This window comes from Iodobacter arcticus, assembly GCF_042664895.1.
In the GTDB taxonomy this organism is placed as follows: Bacteria; Pseudomonadota; Gammaproteobacteria; order Burkholderiales; family Chitinibacteraceae; genus Iodobacter; species Iodobacter arcticus.
The window spans coordinates 46845-62828 of sequence record NZ_JBHTBQ010000033.1 but is presented as its reverse complement, the minus strand read 5'-3'; the positions used below and the strand labels follow the sequence as shown (position 1 = coordinate 62828).

Annotated in this window: 11 protein-coding genes; 9 read left to right on the top strand and 2 right to left on the bottom strand. The window is 50.8% G+C overall.

Going from position 1 to position 15984, the window contains the following annotated elements; all coding sequences use genetic code 11:
- Positions 1 to 387 precede the first annotated feature (387 nt).
- The 6 genes from ACFQNF_RS14420 to ACFQNF_RS14395 all read left to right on the top strand — a co-directional run bounded on the left by ACFQNF_RS14420 (position 388) and on the right by ACFQNF_RS14395 (position 9428).
- Positions 388 to 1029 (top strand): DUF1175 family protein, encoded by a 642-nt coding sequence (locus ACFQNF_RS14420; protein WP_380188633.1) that lies wholly within the window; start codon positions 388 to 390, stop codon positions 1027 to 1029.
- Positions 957 to 5498 carry an alpha-2-macroglobulin family protein gene (locus ACFQNF_RS14415; RefSeq protein WP_380188632.1) on the top strand — a complete coding sequence of 1514 codons (4542 nt, stop codon included), beginning with the start codon at positions 957 to 959 and terminating at the stop codon, positions 5496 to 5498. The genes ACFQNF_RS14420 and ACFQNF_RS14415 overlap by 73 nt, the downstream gene beginning before the upstream one ends.
- The gene (locus ACFQNF_RS14410) at positions 5479 to 5988 is read left to right on the top strand and encodes a DUF2300 domain-containing protein (protein ID WP_380188631.1); all 510 of its coding nucleotides are present in this window, start codon (positions 5479 to 5481) and stop codon (positions 5986 to 5988) included. The genes ACFQNF_RS14415 and ACFQNF_RS14410 overlap by 20 nt, the downstream gene beginning before the upstream one ends.
- Before the next feature lie 340 nt (positions 5989 to 6328).
- Positions 6329 to 7105: a YfaP family protein gene (locus ACFQNF_RS14405; protein ID WP_380188630.1), complete on the top strand. Its 777-nt coding sequence runs from the start codon at positions 6329 to 6331 to the stop codon at positions 7103 to 7105.
- Positions 7106 to 7159: 54 nt separating this feature from the next.
- Positions 7160 to 7939 carry a hypothetical protein gene (locus ACFQNF_RS14400; RefSeq protein ID WP_380188629.1) on the top strand — a complete coding sequence of 260 codons (780 nt, stop codon included), beginning with the start codon at positions 7160 to 7162 and terminating at the stop codon, positions 7937 to 7939.
- A complete protein-coding gene (locus ACFQNF_RS14395) occupies positions 7890 to 9428 on the top strand; it encodes a YiiX/YebB-like N1pC/P60 family cysteine hydrolase (protein ID WP_380188628.1) in 1539 nt (512 codons plus the stop codon). Before ACFQNF_RS14400 ends, ACFQNF_RS14395 begins: the two co-directional genes overlap by 50 nt.
- 162 nt (positions 9429 to 9590) lie before the next feature.
- Here ACFQNF_RS14395 and ACFQNF_RS14390 read toward each other — a convergent pair whose 3' ends face one another.
- A complete protein-coding gene (locus ACFQNF_RS14390; RefSeq protein WP_380188627.1) occupies positions 9591 to 11066 on the bottom strand; it encodes a B12-binding domain-containing radical SAM protein in 1476 nt (491 codons plus the stop codon).
- Between the two features lie 493 nt (positions 11067 to 11559).
- Between ACFQNF_RS14390 and ACFQNF_RS14385 the strand changes: the two genes are divergently transcribed.
- The 3 genes from ACFQNF_RS14385 to ACFQNF_RS14375 are packed head-to-tail and all read left to right on the top strand — an operon-like array spanning position 11560 to position 14724.
- Positions 11560 to 11994 carry a hypothetical protein gene (locus tag ACFQNF_RS14385; RefSeq protein WP_380188626.1) on the top strand — a complete coding sequence of 145 codons (435 nt, stop codon included), beginning with the start codon at positions 11560 to 11562 and terminating at the stop codon, positions 11992 to 11994.
- A complete protein-coding gene (locus ACFQNF_RS14380) occupies positions 11991 to 13295 on the top strand; it encodes a KGGVGR-motif variant AAA ATPase (RefSeq protein ID WP_380188625.1) in 1305 nt (434 codons plus the stop codon). The genes ACFQNF_RS14385 and ACFQNF_RS14380 overlap by 4 nt, the downstream gene beginning before the upstream one ends.
- On the top strand, positions 13288 to 14724 hold the full coding sequence (locus tag ACFQNF_RS14375) for a hypothetical protein (protein WP_380188624.1): 1437 nt from the start codon (positions 13288 to 13290) through the stop codon (positions 14722 to 14724). Before ACFQNF_RS14380 ends, ACFQNF_RS14375 begins: the two co-directional genes overlap by 8 nt.
- A 102-nt stretch (positions 14725 to 14826) precedes the next feature.
- Here ACFQNF_RS14375 and ACFQNF_RS14370 read toward each other — a convergent pair whose 3' ends face one another.
- Positions 14827 to 15924 (bottom strand): site-2 protease family protein, encoded by a 1098-nt coding sequence (locus ACFQNF_RS14370; protein ID WP_380188623.1) that lies wholly within the window; start codon positions 15922 to 15924, stop codon positions 14827 to 14829.
- Positions 15925 to 15984: the final 60 nt, after the last annotated feature.

Sequence of the window (15984 nt, the reverse complement as noted above, 5' to 3'; positions counted from 1 at the left end):
ACAAGGCTTGAGAGTAGGGATTTAGGATTTCAAAAACCCAACGGCTGGGGTTTATCTCGCGGCTCGTGGCACGGGGCTTAAATCTCCCCTTGAAACACGCCGTAGCGAGGAACAAGCGGGGCGGGGGATCGCTTGGGAGCGAGGAACGAGCCAATCCCGCCCGCCGCCGACTCGATTGGACCGCAGTAGGGGCCTTCGTGTTTCGTGGGGTCGCCTTCTTTGCTTACTTTCTTGGCGAAGCAGAAATTAAAGACTTCGCGGGGATCCCGCACCTAAACACAGTGCCGAAGGCACTAAAAAGATCTTTTTGATTTTGTTTGGCTCCAAAACAACGGCGGGTTTCACCCGCCCTACAGATCATTCACAACACAAGGAAACCAACCTTCTGTGTTTTTAAGTAAATATCTCTGCACTGGTCTTATCCTGCTCAGCACCGCCTGCCATGCCGCAGAACCGGTCCTCAATCCAGCGCAAACACAGGCTTTTCGGGGCTGGTTTGTGCGGATTGTGAATGAGCAGCTTCGCCAAGGGCCGAACCCGCGCTGGCAGCATAGAGATTGCGCTGGGCTAGTGCGTTTTGCGGTGGCAGAAGCCTTACAAAAGCACGACGCGGCATGGCTGCAAAGTAATGGCATTAGCCGAACCGGCTTGCCACCAGAAGTGGATTTAAGCCCGGCCAGCCGCGATGCATTGCGGCATAACTGGAAGCAGGCCGACGGCAAACGTGCCGCCTATGTGCCGGCTTTTGGGCTGGTGCAAAACAATGCCCGCCTGATTGGCAAAGATATTAATCAGGCAGAGGCAGGTGATTTACTGTTTTTTGACCAGGGCGACGATCAGCATGTGATGGTCTGGACTGGTCGTTATATTGCCTACCACACCGGTACGTCTCACCCAAAGGACTCGGGTTTAAGAGCCGTAAGAATCGATCAATTAATGCAATGGAAAGACACGCGATGGCAGCCACGCAACGACAACCCCAATTTTATCGGCATCTATCGCCTGGCTTTCTTGCCCTCTGCTTCTTAATTTGCAGCCTGTTTAGCACCCCCAGCTTTGCTGCGGATTACGCCGTGCGCGGCAATACTTTTTATTTATTGTCTGATTCTGGCTTTGCCAGCACCGACGAGGCCACGGTAAGGCTGGAAGCATCCACTTATGATGCGCAAAGCTATGGCGGGGTGGATATTCTGGTTTACCGCGTTCCCAAACCGCTGGATTTTCTAAAGCAGCAAAAAGACCCGCATAAGCTTGATTTGAAGGGTAACTATCAGGGCGAAGGCGCGGCCAATGCGCTGCGCTATCTGTGGGATCAGTGGTATGCCCGCTCGCGTAAAGCGTGGCAACGCGTATTTTCTGCCCCTGCCCGTGGTGCCGTTACCCAAGCCGCGCCCGCGCTCAAAACCCCGCCGCCCACCACCACCCGCTATACCGCTGTGCGCCAGTATCAGCCGCTCAAGGGTTTTGAGCTGGTGAACGAGTTTCGCTATCCACTGCATCTGGCCAAACCAGAAGCCGCGAATAAAGCCGGTCGCCTAGAAGGCAGTAGTAGCGAGCGCGGCGTTACCCCTGGCAATGTTCGCGTGCCTTTGGGCAAGCTGGCTCCTGGCTTATATATTATCGAAGGCTATCTAGGCAGCTACCGTGCAGCCACCCTGCTGTTTGTCTCCGATACCGCGCTGGTTACTAAGGTATCCAGCGAGCAAATGCTGGCATGGACGGCGCATAAACAAAGCGGTGTCGCCGTAGCCGACAGCGAGCTGGTCTGGAGCGATGGCAATGGCACTCTAAAATCGGGCGACACGGACAAGGAAGGCATCACCGTCTTTAAAAAAACCGCACCCGAGCAAAGCTATGTTTACGGCGTAGACAGCAAGGGCGGCGCGATGATCTCGGAGAACTTCTACTACCCAGCCGAGGTAAACAATAGCAAACTCTACATCGTGACCGATCGCCCACTCTACCGCCCCGGCGATGAAGTGAATGTGTCGCTAGTAGGCCGCCAATTTGAAAGCGCCCGCGAAAGCAGCCGGCTTAAATCTGAAACCGTGCAACTGATGTTGCGTGATCCTGCGGGCAGCGAGCTATCGCGCCAAGAAATCAAAATCAGCAGTGACGGTGCAATCAGCCGCTTTACCCTGCCGGATAATGCCGTGGCGGGTGGCTATGAGCTGAGGTTGGTTTATCAAAACACGCCCTATGCCGCGCCGTTTCGCGTGTCTGAATACACCAAGCCGCATTACGATATCAGCATTGATCTAGACAAGGCTGCGCTTAAAACCGGCGAAGAAGTCAGCGGAAAAGTCAGCATGCGCTACCCCGATGGCCGCCCTGTGGCGGGGGCCAGCGTAGAGCTGGTGCTGCGCAGCCAGCGGGTATCGATGGTGAATGCCGAAGTGCAATACCAAGGCCTGTTTCCCCTTAAGGTAAAGCAAGACACGCTTAAGCTGGATGCCAGCGGCAATGCCCGCTTTAGCCTGCCTGCCGCGACCGACCCTAGCCGCTATGTCTTGCGCGTCATCGGCAGCCAATCTGGCGCTTACCCTGTTACGGCCAGCCGCGAAGTGCTGATCGACAGCGCCGCCAGCCGCTACCGCATTGTGCCGGACAAGCAGTTTTCTGCCCCCAATGAAACGGCCCGCTTTAAGCTGATTAGCGATTGGCCGGGGCAGAATAAACCCGCCAGCTGGAATGCCCAGCGTCTGGAAGATCGCAGCGCACAAAGCGGCACGCTCCCTGGCAATGCCCAGCAGTTTGATATTCAGTTTAAGCAGGCTGGCAATTACCAGATTAATTTGCTGGATGCTGCGGGTAAATCGCTTGGTCAAAGCAGCTTTATTGTCAGCGGCAAGGGGCTAAACGTTGCACCAGGGTCTATCTCGCTGCTGTTTGATCGCGAAAACTACGCGGTGGGTGAAACGGCCGAAGGCGTGCTGAGTTTTCCTGAAGATGTGAACGATGCCCTGCTCACCTTAGAGCTGGAAAACGTGCAGGAAAAAGCCACGCTGGCCCAAGGCGGCGATTGGCTCAAGTTAAAGAAAATCAATGCCCGCCAGTGGAAAATCAGCCTGCCTATCGTCAAAGACTATCGCCCGAATATGACTTTCTCGGTGCTGTATATCAAACACGGCAGCCATACCTTCCAGAACCGTGGCTTGGCGGTGATTCAGCCCAAAATCGACATCGCCATTAAGAGCGATAAAAAAGAATATCAACCCGGCGATATGGTGACGCTAGAGCTAAGCAGCAGCGTGGCAGGTAAAGGTGCACCGGCCCAGCTTAGCTTGGGTGTGGTCGATGAAATGATTTATCTGCTGCAGCCTGAAATCACGCCGGATATTTATGACTTTTTCTACCACGCCCGCCGCAATGCGGTGCGCACCAGCGCCAGCTTGAATTTCTACGGCTACGATATGGCATGGTCGCCCCGCGCCGGGAGTGATGATGAAATGCGCTATAGCTCGCGCTCGCAAAAAATGCTGGTCCGCCCGCGTCGCGACAATATGGATACCGCCTACTGGAACGGCGCACTGAAAACCGACGCCAATGGCAAGCTTAAAATCCAGTTCCGCATGCCCGACGCGCTTAGCCGCTGGCGCATTACTGCCAGAGCGATTACCACTGATGGAGCAAATGACGGGGTAGTCGGGCAAAAAACCCACTATATCAACTCAAATAAAGCCGCCTATGTGCAATGGGCCGCGGCCAAAACCTTCCGCGAGGGCGACACCCCCAGCCTGCAAATCGCCATCACTCAGCAGGCCGACAAAGCCCAGTATCAATTGGTGACGCGCTCAGGAAATAGCGTACAAAAAGAACAAACGCTCATCCTAGCCAAGGGCACCAGTTATATTCCCCTGGAGACTGGCCCGCTGCAAAACGGCCAGTTGATTGTTGAATTAAAACAGGGCGGCAAACTGGTCGACCGGCTGATTACCGATCTTAGCCTGCAAGCAGCGCAAGCAATGCACACGGTCAGCCAGAGCATTCAGCTTAAAGAGGGTAAGGCCGATATCAGCTTGCCTGCCGATGCCCAAGCCGTGCGCTTGCAACTATTAGATAGTGGCGACGCAGCGTTTCGCAGCGTGATTGATGATTTAATCGATTACCCATATGGCTGCGTAGAGCAAACTGCTAGCCGTCTGTTGCCCTTAAGCCTTGCTTACCAAAAGCTCAGCGACGCACCAGCGCCTATGCGTGCCGCCTTGCGCCAGCGCATCGAAAACGCACGTTTACGCTTACTGAAAATGAGCGGCAGCGGCGCAGTCTTTAGCTGGTGGGGCGATAGCACTGCTGGCGACCCGATGCTGACCAGCTACGCCCGCCTTGCCGAAGCACAGGCCAGCCGTGCGCTGGGCCTAAGCCCAAGGCTGGCCAACAGCAAATCCTTCCAAGCGCTGTATGCCAATCAAGTGAAATCCATGCCACCGCTGCATCAGGCGCTTACTTTATGGATGGCAGCCGACACGGGCGAGGCGATTCGCACTCAGCTCTCCGGCCTTGTCGATCAATTGGCAAAAACCAGCCCTTCGGCCAATACGGCCAAGGCCAATATCATGAACGTGCCCGATTCGGCACAAGGCCAGCAGGCCGCACTGGTCTTGGTCAGCAAGCTGGCCAGCCAGCACAAGCTCGCACTGCCGGATGCCATCAAAACATCGGCCAAAGCGGCAACGCTCAGCCTTAAAAAATCAAACGAGCCATGGCTGCAAGCATTGGCAGTATGGAGCAGTGGCGAGCAAGCCGACACCACACAGCTGCTGGCCACACTCAGCCAAAACACGCCAACGCTAGAGCGCTCCCTTGCCCTGCTGTGGTTGCAAGACGAGTGGAAAACCGCAAAAACCAGTACCCTTGCGCCACAGGGTGCATGGCGCAAAAACGCAGGCAGCAGTGGCGGCATTGAATGGCATTTAAACAGCAAAGCCACAGAAACATTGGTCGTTCAGGTAGCTAAAGCACCGGCCTTACTTAATGCCACGCTGAAATACGATAGCGCCAGCAAAGTAGCAAGCGCCCTGCCAGTGAGTATTACGCGTCAGCTCTATGTATTAGAACCCAAAGGAGAGGCAGGCTTTACCGCAAAGCCTGTGCCTTGGACCAGCAAGCTGGCTACCGACAAACTGTATATTGATGAAATCGTGCTGCAATCGAAAAAAACCTACCGCTACGGGCTGATTGAAGCCGCGCTACCACCTGGGGCCATGGTTGAAGAGCAGCACTGGGGCTTAAATATCGACAATCTGCCGGGGCAGGATAAATACGAGGATGCAGAAGGAAACGAGCAAAACACCCTCGCCGTCCAGCCCATGCAGCAGCGCCCCCTAGGCTACGCCCAGCCTGTGGCCGTGCTGGATGGCAAAGTCGTACAGCGGCAGATTATTCGCTTCACCCAAGCAGGCCGCTTTACCCTGCCTGCGGCACGCTATTTCAGAATGTATCAGCCAGACGAAGCCGCGCTAGAAGAAGGAGCTGCTCGTGTTGTGGAGATTCGCTAAGCCAAAATCCCCCCTAGCCCCCCTTTTTCAAAGGGGGGAAGCGACCTATGCAGCGCACTGGGGAGCTGTTTGCTCTGCGCAAAACGGCGACAGTAAGCATCACGCCTCCCCCTTTGAAAAAGGGGGATTGAGGGGGATTTGCCTGTTCATTCTGCTCCTCACCAGCAACCAAGCCACAGCCAGCACCCCCTGCCAGCCCTTGCCAGAAATCCAGCAAAGGCTGGAGCAACTGGCGCGTGGCTGGCATAGCACACTAGCGCTAGAAACCGGCTATGCACCGCCAGCACGCTATACCGTTTGCCAGTTAAAAAGTGGCCTGCCCTTTGCAGATCACAAGTTAAAACGTATTTATATCCGGGGGCTAGCCAGCGAGAACGATGAAATCACCCTCGCCCACGAATACCTGCACCTCGCCTTCAGCCACCACCCGCGCGGCCACGACGAGGTGTTTATCGAAGCCATGGCAAGACGCCTGGTGGGGGTGCTGTGACTGGACTGACAAACCCAAATCTTGAACCACAGAGGAAAAGGAGAACACAGAGTTACACAGAGAAAACCAAGGTTTTGCCTTGCTACGCCCCAAGTACAGCTCGCTATCTCGGGAGTAACGATTGTGTCATTCCCGAGTGCGTTTGTCGGGAATCCAGAGGCATTGCTGGACCCCCGATAAAAACACTCGGGGATGACGATTTTGATGTGATTGCTTTTCTCCGTGAAACTCCGTGTTCTCTGTGTCCTCCGTGGTTCAAGATTTGGGTTTTACTTACATACTGAGCCCCTACTACAGACCTTAATTTCCGCCCTAACGCGCATTAATTCGGATCAACACCATGAAGCCTTTAGCCCTGTTTTTCTGCCTTTTGAGTCCTTTTGCCGCTGCTGCCGGTTTGCAAATTGACTCTCCTGCTGGCGGTTGGCGTAATACGACGGGTAAGCCAGAGCGCTATACGCAAAACGTGCAGTATCCGGCCACGCTGGTAAATACGCCTGAAAACCAAGGCAAGATGGCCTTGATTCGGGGGCATATCGGCAAAACGCCTAAGGAGCTTCCCAAGGGGGAAGACAACCCTCCTTACCGATTAATCGTTAACGGCGTACCCATGCCACTGCGCGTTGATGCGGATGGTAGCTTCTCGCGCCCCTATTCTTTTGGCCGCGGCGCAAATAGCGTAGAAATTCAAAGCCCGGATGGTAAAGAGCGCGCGGCCACGCAGTTTTTTGATAGCAATAAAGATCGCCCGCAAACCAAATTACGCGTGGTGCTGTCGTGGAATACCAATAGCACCGATCTGGATTTGCACGTCATTAGCCCAGATGGCGAGCACACTTATTATGGTAACCGCGTCAGCAAAAACGGCGGCGCGCTCGATATCGACGTTACCTCTGGCTACGGCCCTGAAATCTACGCCAACCCCAGCCCGCCCAAGGGCCGCTATCTGGTGTATGTGAATTACTACGGCGGCTACAGCGAAAAGCCTGCCATGACCATCGCCCAGCTTTCCATCATCAACAACGAAAACACCCTGCACGAGAAACAACAACTGTTTAATGTTCCCATGCGTAAAACAGGGGATTTAACACTGGTAGGCAGTTTTGTTTATCCATAGGCGAACCGGGCATGAACGCATTCTACTTACACACCTTCTGCACAAAGTGATTCAATGACCGCATCTACCAATACCCCTTGGTCTCGCTTGTTTCCTGCTTGCTGGCTCATCCTTACCCTCAGCCTACTTATGCTCTGGCATGGCCCTATTACCCAGCATGCGCATTACCATGATTTTGCTGATCAGCGCGCTGGCTTTGGCGTACCTAATTTATTGGATGTGTTTTCTAATGCGGGCTTTGCACTGATCGGTCTGTGGGGCTTAAGGCTCTGCTGGCATCAAACAAGCATCAGCCGCGCGGGCTGGGTTTTGGGATTTTTTAGCCTGATTCTGACTGCGCTTGGCTCAGCCTGGTATCACCTTGCTCCTGATGACACACGACTGATTTGGGATCGCTTACCCATTGCGCTGGCTTGTGCTGGTTTTTTAGCTGCGCTGGCCAGCCAATTACATGGGCAGCTTAATAGCCGCTGGTTTGCTTTACCTTTGGCGCTCTGGGCGGTATTTTCAGTGGGCTATTGGGTATTCACTCAGGATTTGCGCCCTTATTTATTGCTACAAGCCTTGCCCTTGATTTTGCTGCCTTTGTGGCAATGGCAAATCAGTGGAAAATGCCGTGCTTTTTGGCTGATGCTATTCGCCAGCCTTTGCTATATTTTAGCCAAAATCACCGAGCTGCAAGATCAGGCTTTATTTCATGCACTGCACCAAATCATTTCTGGCCACACGCTTAAACACCTTTTTGCAAGCGTTGCCTGCCTGTTTATTTTGCTATCGAGAAAATATGAAATTGCCCAAACTACAGCCCATGCATCTGATTCGCCGCGCAGCTAAGCCGCTTCATCACTTGCTTGGCGCGATGCTGTTTAGCTTCAGCATTCCCGCGCTGGCTGGCAGCAGCTTGCCCGATTTTCAGGCCAATATCAGCGATATGCTGAGTATTCGCGCCGAGGCTTATCAATTTGCCGAGCTGCACCAAATTATTGGCAGTAGCGCTACGCCTAAATTAAACCGGCAGCAAAGCGAGCAATTGCGCAATATTATTCAACGCTATATGAGCAGCCGTGCACGCCTCATGCCCGAAGTAGAGCGGGTTTCGCCTTGCTTTTCGCTGATCGCCCCCATCCGCCTCAATATACAAAAGCCAAGCGATACCGGCCTGCCCGAGCTATGCACAGCGGCCAAAGGGCGAATGTGGTCGCCCTCGCTCAACCCCTATGATGCTGCGGGCAAACAGCTGATTGGCGAAATAGCACGCGGTCTGGCTGCTGCGCTAGTGCTGATGGATAGTTATCAGATTGCCATTGAGCCCTACGCCCAAAACGCCGAGCTGCGTTATTTGATGAATTACGATATGCAAAACAAGGTGCAAATTGACCAGCTTATTCATCAATACCGCTCTGCCGACATTCATTCCCAGCTACTGCTGGCCACCGATCTGATCGATCAGTATTTTAAAATCCAGCGCGAAGGCGGCAGCACGCCGGATGCGCTTGAACAATATTTTTACACTCTGAGCCAAAGCACGGTCTGGTATGTGAATCAACGTAAAAGCACCTGGACTAACCCGCTGCAAGTCACGCAATTTGTGCTGGAAGACTTTAATCAACAGAAAAAAGTAGCGCTCAATACACTAAGTTTTGGCCTGAGCTTTGGCTTTGGCCAGATGGTGGGACTGGTGCAAACCCGCAGTGGCAAGCTGCGCCACTTAGATAAAAGTAAGCTGGCCCAGCTTGAATCCGAAATGAAGCCGCTGGATATTTTGCTAGAGAAAACCCCTTTCCGCCTCACCGATAAAATGATCCCCGGCTATTACGGCCATATGGCGGTGTGGCTGGGCAGCGAGGCCGAGCTCAAAGAAATAGGCGCATGGGAAACCATTCCCAGCCAGTGGCAAGAGCAAGTCCGCAAAGGAAAACGAATCGTTGAGGCGCTGCGCTCTGGCGTAACGCTCAGCACACTCGATCATTTTATGAATATTGATGATCTTTTGGTGCTGCGCGATCAGCGCCCGCTTAATCCAGAATACCTGCGCAATGCCGCCCTCACCGCCGTGCAGCAACTTGGCAAAGAATACGATTTTAATTTTGATGTAATGACGCACGAGCGCATTGTTTGCTCGGAGCTAGCCTATGTGGTCTTTCCGGATATCGACTGGCCCTTAGCACAAACACTGGGGCGCTACACCATCAGCCCGGATAACGTCGCCCAACTTGCCGTGGGCGAATCACCGGTTTTTAGCCCCGTGATTATGTATCGCGATGGCAAGCGAGAAGCTGATCAATTGCAAGAAAAGTTACAAGCACTTATTGCAAGGAATTAAGCCCAGCCTAATACATTGGAAAAGCGTAGTGTTGCATAGGGTGTGCATTCGTTTTTCTTGCGCGCCGCCTCTCTGCGCTCCGCCTGCATCGTTGCACGCCATATAAAAACCGACTCCCCCAATGGCATAGAGCGGTGCGCAAGAAAATATTGAGTCAATCAATCACGCATGCAAATGCATCGCCTGCCTTTGTGGCGCAGCAGTGGCTTTATTTTTAGATTGCTTACCCGCGTAATCACTGGCAATTAAATCTTGTGCCGCGGCCAAAGCCACGCCCTGCTCTTGCACCAAATATTGCACCACCATTTTCGCCAGCCTATCCAGCGCAATGCGGTGTGTGGCATCGGTGTTTTGATACAGCCAATCGCTGAATGCCATAAAGCGATTAAATGGCGAATCACCTAGTAATACCGGCAGAGTATGGGCAAAACGGCCAGAATTGGCGACTAAATCCCAATAGCGTGAAAAGCGCACCAAGCGCTGCATGGTGGCAAAATCAATCACCCGATTTGCCAGAATGGTATACGGCGGAAAGCTGTCGTAGACCATGCCAAAATCCTCGGTATGGCGAATAATCGGCGTGCCGCGCAGGCGTTTTAAAATACCAAACTGAATCTCATGCGGGCGTAGCGCATAAAGCTGATCAAAGCCGCGGCCAAAGCTCGCCATATCTTCCCCCGGCAAACCCGCAATTAAATCCACGTGCAAATGCGCGTGGGAATGCTCGATCAGCCAGGAAATATTATCTGCCGCCTTTTCATTGTTTTGCTTACGGCTCACCAAGGCTTGCACTTCAGGGTTAAAGCTTTGAATACCAATCTCAAATTGCAAAGCACCGGCAGGAAACTGACTAATGCCTGCCTTTAAGGCTTCGGGCAAATGATCAGGCACTACTTCAAAGTGAGCAAATACTGGGTCATCTGGGTGGGCGGCAATTTTATCCAGAAAGAACTGCATAATCTTTAAACTGGATTTGATGTTCAGATTAAACGTGCGATCCACAAATTTAAACAGCCGCGCGCCGCGCTGATACAGCGTTTCCATCTCGGCTAAAAACACATCCAAATCAAACGGCCACGCCGTTTTATCCAGCGCCGACAAACAGAATTCGCACTTAAACGGGCAGCCTCGAGAAGCCTCTACATACAGGGTGCGGTGAGCAATATCTTCATCGATATAGAGGGAATACGGCAGCGCCAAATCATTCAATGGTGGTTGCACACCCACATGCGTTTTCATCAAAGGCTGCGGGCCTTGCAAAATCTGCTTACAAAGCTGCGGCAAAGTCACCTCGCCCCAACCAGTAATTAAATAATCTGCCTGCTTAACAATACTTTGCTCAGCGCTTTCATAAGACACCTCGGGCCCGCCCAAGATAATCTTGATCTGCGGCGCAACGCGTTTAAGCATCGCCACCACCCGCTCGGTTTCCTCCACATTCCAGATATACACGCCAAAACCAATTATTTTTGGATTTTTAGCCAGCAATTGCTCGACGATTTCGGTGGTCTTGGTGCCAATCACAAACTCCGCCAGCTGCGTCTCCTCCCGCAAATCGCCCATATTGGCCAGCAAATAACGCAGCCCCAGTGAAGCATGGGTGTAGCGAGCGTTGAGAGTAGAAAGAATAATCGACATGGCGGACATCTGGCTTGAGGCAAAGAGGGGTATTTTACGGGTTTATAAGGTGGAAAGAGAAAAGAACTAACCTTCATCAATTTTGCCACGGGACAAAACACGGAATAAATCATAGGTATGCATACACGCTCAGAAAAAAGCAAGAAGCATCAAAATTAACATAATGATCGAAAAGACCATTAGGCTCGTATATAAAAAGCTCATTCAAGGCACTCACTCCAAACGAGCTTCCATGTAATTTAAGCGCAGTGGTAAACTTAACCCATATTAAAAGTAAATGGCTCCCCACTTACCTAAGTACGCCACAAGCATCACTACAAACTACGGTTTATCATAAAAAATGATTAATACATATTAAAAACAGCAATAAAAAAATCAATAACCTCACTGCAAAAAAATTGGTTTGACAGTTTTTTCGATACTATCCATCAAAACAAACCAAAACCATTCAAACACAAGACACTTTTGAGTTAGATATTGGAAACATATGTCAATGAACACTGACTTTCTCGACGCTCATGATCGTCACAGACAAGATGCTGATCTATTGTTTGAAGCTTCACGCTGGGCCAATGCCGATCATCTTTATGGTGTAGCCGCTGAATGTGGGTTAAAGCGACTAATGATGCTATTTGGAATGCAAGTTGAAGCTACAACGGGTGCACCAAAGAATCTTCAAGACCGCGCACATATAAATGAAGCAAAAAAAGGTAGTGCTTGGGATCGCTATGAATCTTATCGTTCTGGATATACAGCCGGCGCAAGTTATCCACTCCCAACAATTAATCCATATGCCGATTGGGATGTGGCTCAACGCTATGCCCATCAATCCCATTTCGATGAAGTGCGTGCAAAAGTACATCAAAACGGAGCCAACGTTGTGCATGTGCTGATAAAAAAAGCAAAATTGGATGGATTATTTTCATGAGCACCTTTGATGAGATTTTGCCTGCGATCAAAGAAATACTGCAGGCGCAAACCGAAAACTTACAAAAACTTGGCGCCATCGTAATCAATCGAGATTTAAATGGCCGTGTGCGTTTAGTCGTAAACGAAAGCATACGAGATGACACTGAAGCTAATCATGCCCTTAACTCGATAGTTTTGGAACTACATACGCGCCTTGGCGCACACTCATTCCCTCCAGAGCGTATGGTTTTATTTGAAGCCGACGTACACACAGTGATACAGAATGCACCACACTTCAAATTGGAAGGTTTTGACGCCGTAACGATTGTCGATCGACTAACCACAGATACTGACTGGGCAAATATAGAGCCTATTGCAGCCGGTGCACCACGCATTGTATTTTTTTCAATCAAAGGGGGTGTAGGACGATCTACGGCACTTGCTGTTTCCGCATGGTCACAGGCACAACAGGGTAAACGCGTTCTGGTACTAGATCTCGATTTAGAGTCACCTGGACTATCGAGTTCATTACTACCAGAGGAGCGCCGCCCCCAATTTGGTATTGCCGACTGGCTGGTAGAAGACTTGGTAGACAACGGTGCGAGTGTCTTTTCAGGCATGTACGCGACAAGTAATCTATCCCACGATGGGGAGATTTACGTCGTTCCTGCGCATGGTCGCGATCCAGGCGAATACGTTGCAAAACTCGGACGAGTGTGGATGTCTAAAGTCGGCCCAGATGGCGTACGCGAATCTTGGTCAAAACGTTTAAATCGCTTACTAAACGATCTGGAACAGCACTTACACCCAGATGTAATCTTGATTGATTCACGAGCTGGCATCGACGAAGTCGCATCGGCTTGTGTTACCGACCTCGGGGCGTGTGGAGTCTTGCTTTTTGCAATTGATGGTGAACAGACTTGGTCTGGCTATCGTATTTTATTTCGTCACTGGCATCGTGCAGGAGTCGCAAGGGGCATCCGCGAGCGACTTCAAATGGTTGGAGCAATGATTCCAGAATTAAATGGTGCTGAATATTTCGAGGGGCTACGAGAACGAGCTTGGAATACTTTTACGGAAACGCTTTACGATGAAATCCCTGCGGGAGAAACCACGGGGGAGCGCTTTAGCTTTGATGAATCCGATGAAGCGGCCCCTCACTACCCTTGGCCAGTCAAATGGCATCGCGGATTTGCAGCACTACGTTCAGTACATACTCGTTTCCAGAATGTAGACCCACATGAAATAACAGCAATCTTTGGCCACTTAGTCGATGGCATAGATGCTATCGCCGCTAGCGAAGGAGAGAGGCATGGGTAACCTAGTTACATCAATTCGCCACGCCATGATCGCGGCAATTCCTTATACAACATCGAATTATGGAGAAGTAACAGATCAAAGTCTGGTTTATATCCCTCCTGCTCACCTTAAAGCACTAAGACTAGAATCAAATCTGGTTATAGGCTCACGTGGTGTCGGCAAATCGTTCTGGACGGCAGCGCTAGGATCCGCCACTTTACGCACTATGCTAGGGGCCTCAGTTCGCGAATTGGAACATACCCAAGTGCGTATCGGATTTGCGGTCAATGAAAACATTGACTTCTACCCAAACACCGAGGTTTTCGCCGACCTGTTAATGCAAGGTTTTAGCCCATATGAAGTATGGCGAGCTGTCGTCTTGCGCTGGCTTGCGGAATATATCAATGAAACAATTCCAACAGATAGCTGGTCACAAACAAGCTCTTGGGTAAGAACAAACCCTGAGCCTTTGGCTAGACTCATACAAAAAGCCAATCTGGCTTTTATAACCAATGGCGAAAAAGGACTCATCGTATTCGATGCGCTTGACCGCTCAAGCAACGACTGGCAAAGCATGGACACTATCGTCCGTGACTTACTCAGGGTAGTCCTATGGCTAAAATCCTACCCAGCAATCCATGCCAAGGTTTTTCTCCGAGAAGATCAGCTAGAACGAACTGTTACAGACTTCCCTGATGCCTCAAAACTAATGTCAACCAAAGCCGAGCTAACATGGCAACCCCATGACCTACACGGTCTACTTTGGCAGTTACTCTGCAATGCCCCGGATATACATGGGGAAATACTTCGAACAACCTATGAGCAAGCCTATGGAAGCCCTCCCGTTCAAGCAAATGGAATTTGGGCACTAGATGAAACGGCCAAACGCGAAGGACTCAAACAGCGAGCACTGTTCGAAACACTAGCCGGCCCTTGGATGGGAAAGGACCGGCGTCGCGGAGTACCCTATGTCTGGTCTGTAAGCCATTTAGCTGATGGTAATGGTCGTACATCACCACGATCATTTTTAGCGGCAATTCATGCGGCAGCGGAAGATTCTCTAGATAAATACACTAACCATCACGTAGCTCTACATTACGAAAGCATAAAACGCGGCGTTCAAAAAGCTTCAGAAATCCGCATTGCAGAGATGGCAGAAGATTATCCTTGGGTGAAAAACATTTTTGAGCCATTAAAGGGTGTAACTGTCCCTTGTGAGTTTTCAATTATCGAAGAACGTTGGGTTCAACAGTTTGCAGAAGGGCCAACAGCAGTTCCGCATGAGCGACTGCCACCACAACATGCAGCACGAGGTTGGCAAGGAGTTCGAGAAGACCTTGAACGACTCGGCCTATTTGAGACAATGAAAGATGGTCGCGTTAACATGCCTGATTTGTATCGAGTAGGCTTCGGACTTGGACGTCGCGGTGGAGTTAGGCCCATGAAATAAAAAAACCAAACAAAGTTCAACTTGGCTTTTATTTGCTCTTTTATTTAAATAAAAAGCCAGATCGTCCGATCTGGCTTTTTATTTATCAACGAAATTGCAGTTTTAACTTTTTAAAACCTGCAAAGGCATACGCAACATGTCATCGCCATGCCCAGCAAAATACCAAATGATGCCAATCAATGCGCCCACGGTAATTAAATACCACACCGCAGAGAAGATTTGCCCATAGCGATCCAGCGGCAATAGATGGCTTTGATGGCGGCCTCGCCATTCAAAGACGATTTCTACACTACCAATCAGCAATAAGAATCCTAATAATGCCAAACCAAGGGTATAGCTGATAAATACACCGAAAGCAGCGCCCGCCACACAGGCCACCAAGCCCAGCACGCTATTCATCGAAAAACTAATGCTTTTTAAGATGTGCCCGCCATCAAGCGGCAGAATGGGTAATAAATTAAATAAATTAAGTAGCGCATTAAATGCAGCCAAGCCTGCAAAAAACATCGAGCCCGTCAGCCAATAAACCACCAGACAAGCAATCGATAACAATAGGCCAAAGCTTGGCCCCATGATTGAAATCACTACATCTTGCCAGCGAGTATTAATTTTCTCATCCGACAATGCTAATCCGCCCATAAAGGGAATTAAATAAATGCCTTTGGTTTTGATACCAAAGTATTTCATCGCCCTGATATGGCCGTATTCATGAAAAACCAAACAGGCAATCAGCGCAATGGCAAACTGAAAAGAAAATAACCATGAATACGCCGCAACACTCGCCCCGGCTAAAGCCACTTTAACCAGTTTGGCACTTTTAAGCAGTTTAAGCGCCAAAGCACCCAGCCCAAGCAAGCTCAGCTTATTGGTTTTAGTAATCGGCACAACAGGTGTTTGCCGCTCGATATCCCGAGTATTGCGCTGGCCTTGTACCGCCTCTTGCTCATCAACGAGCAAGCGATATTTCAGCACAAAGGGCTGCCACTGCAGATCTGTTTCAAGGCGAACACGCGTGGTTACGGCGGTGCCATCTTGCGCTACCGCGGAGAGCTCAAATTGCAAAGCACTCAATCCTTCGCGCTCTGCCGAGGCGTTTTTTTCTGCAACTAAGGTATTGTCCCAAAATAGCTGCTGCCAGCCCGCTGGCGTACCTTCCAGCCTGAGCGCTTTGCCCAAGCAATTAATATTTAATAATTCCACGGGGTATCCAGTTCAATAAAAGTCATCAACAAGACATAAGGCTTGAGCGAATGCGGGCAT

Coding starts and splice junctions, on each gene's coding strand:
- ACFQNF_RS14375 (WP_380188624.1), top strand. CDS start 13,288: ATGGGTAACCTAGTTACATCAATTCGCCACGCCATGATCGCGGCAATT.
- ACFQNF_RS14415 (WP_380188632.1), top strand. CDS start 957: ATGGCAGCCACGCAACGACAACCCCAATTTTATCGGCATCTATCGCCT.
- ACFQNF_RS14390 (WP_380188627.1), bottom strand. CDS start 11,066: ATGTCGATTATTCTTTCTACTCTCAACGCTCGCTACACCCATGCTTCA.
- ACFQNF_RS14400 (WP_380188629.1), top strand. CDS start 7,160: ATGACCGCATCTACCAATACCCCTTGGTCTCGCTTGTTTCCTGCTTGC.
- ACFQNF_RS14405 (WP_380188630.1), top strand. CDS start 6,329: ATGAAGCCTTTAGCCCTGTTTTTCTGCCTTTTGAGTCCTTTTGCCGCT.
- ACFQNF_RS14395 (WP_380188628.1), top strand. CDS start 7,890: ATGAAATTGCCCAAACTACAGCCCATGCATCTGATTCGCCGCGCAGCT.
- ACFQNF_RS14380 (WP_380188625.1), top strand. CDS start 11,991: ATGAGCACCTTTGATGAGATTTTGCCTGCGATCAAAGAAATACTGCAG.
- ACFQNF_RS14385 (WP_380188626.1), top strand. CDS start 11,560: ATGAACACTGACTTTCTCGACGCTCATGATCGTCACAGACAAGATGCT.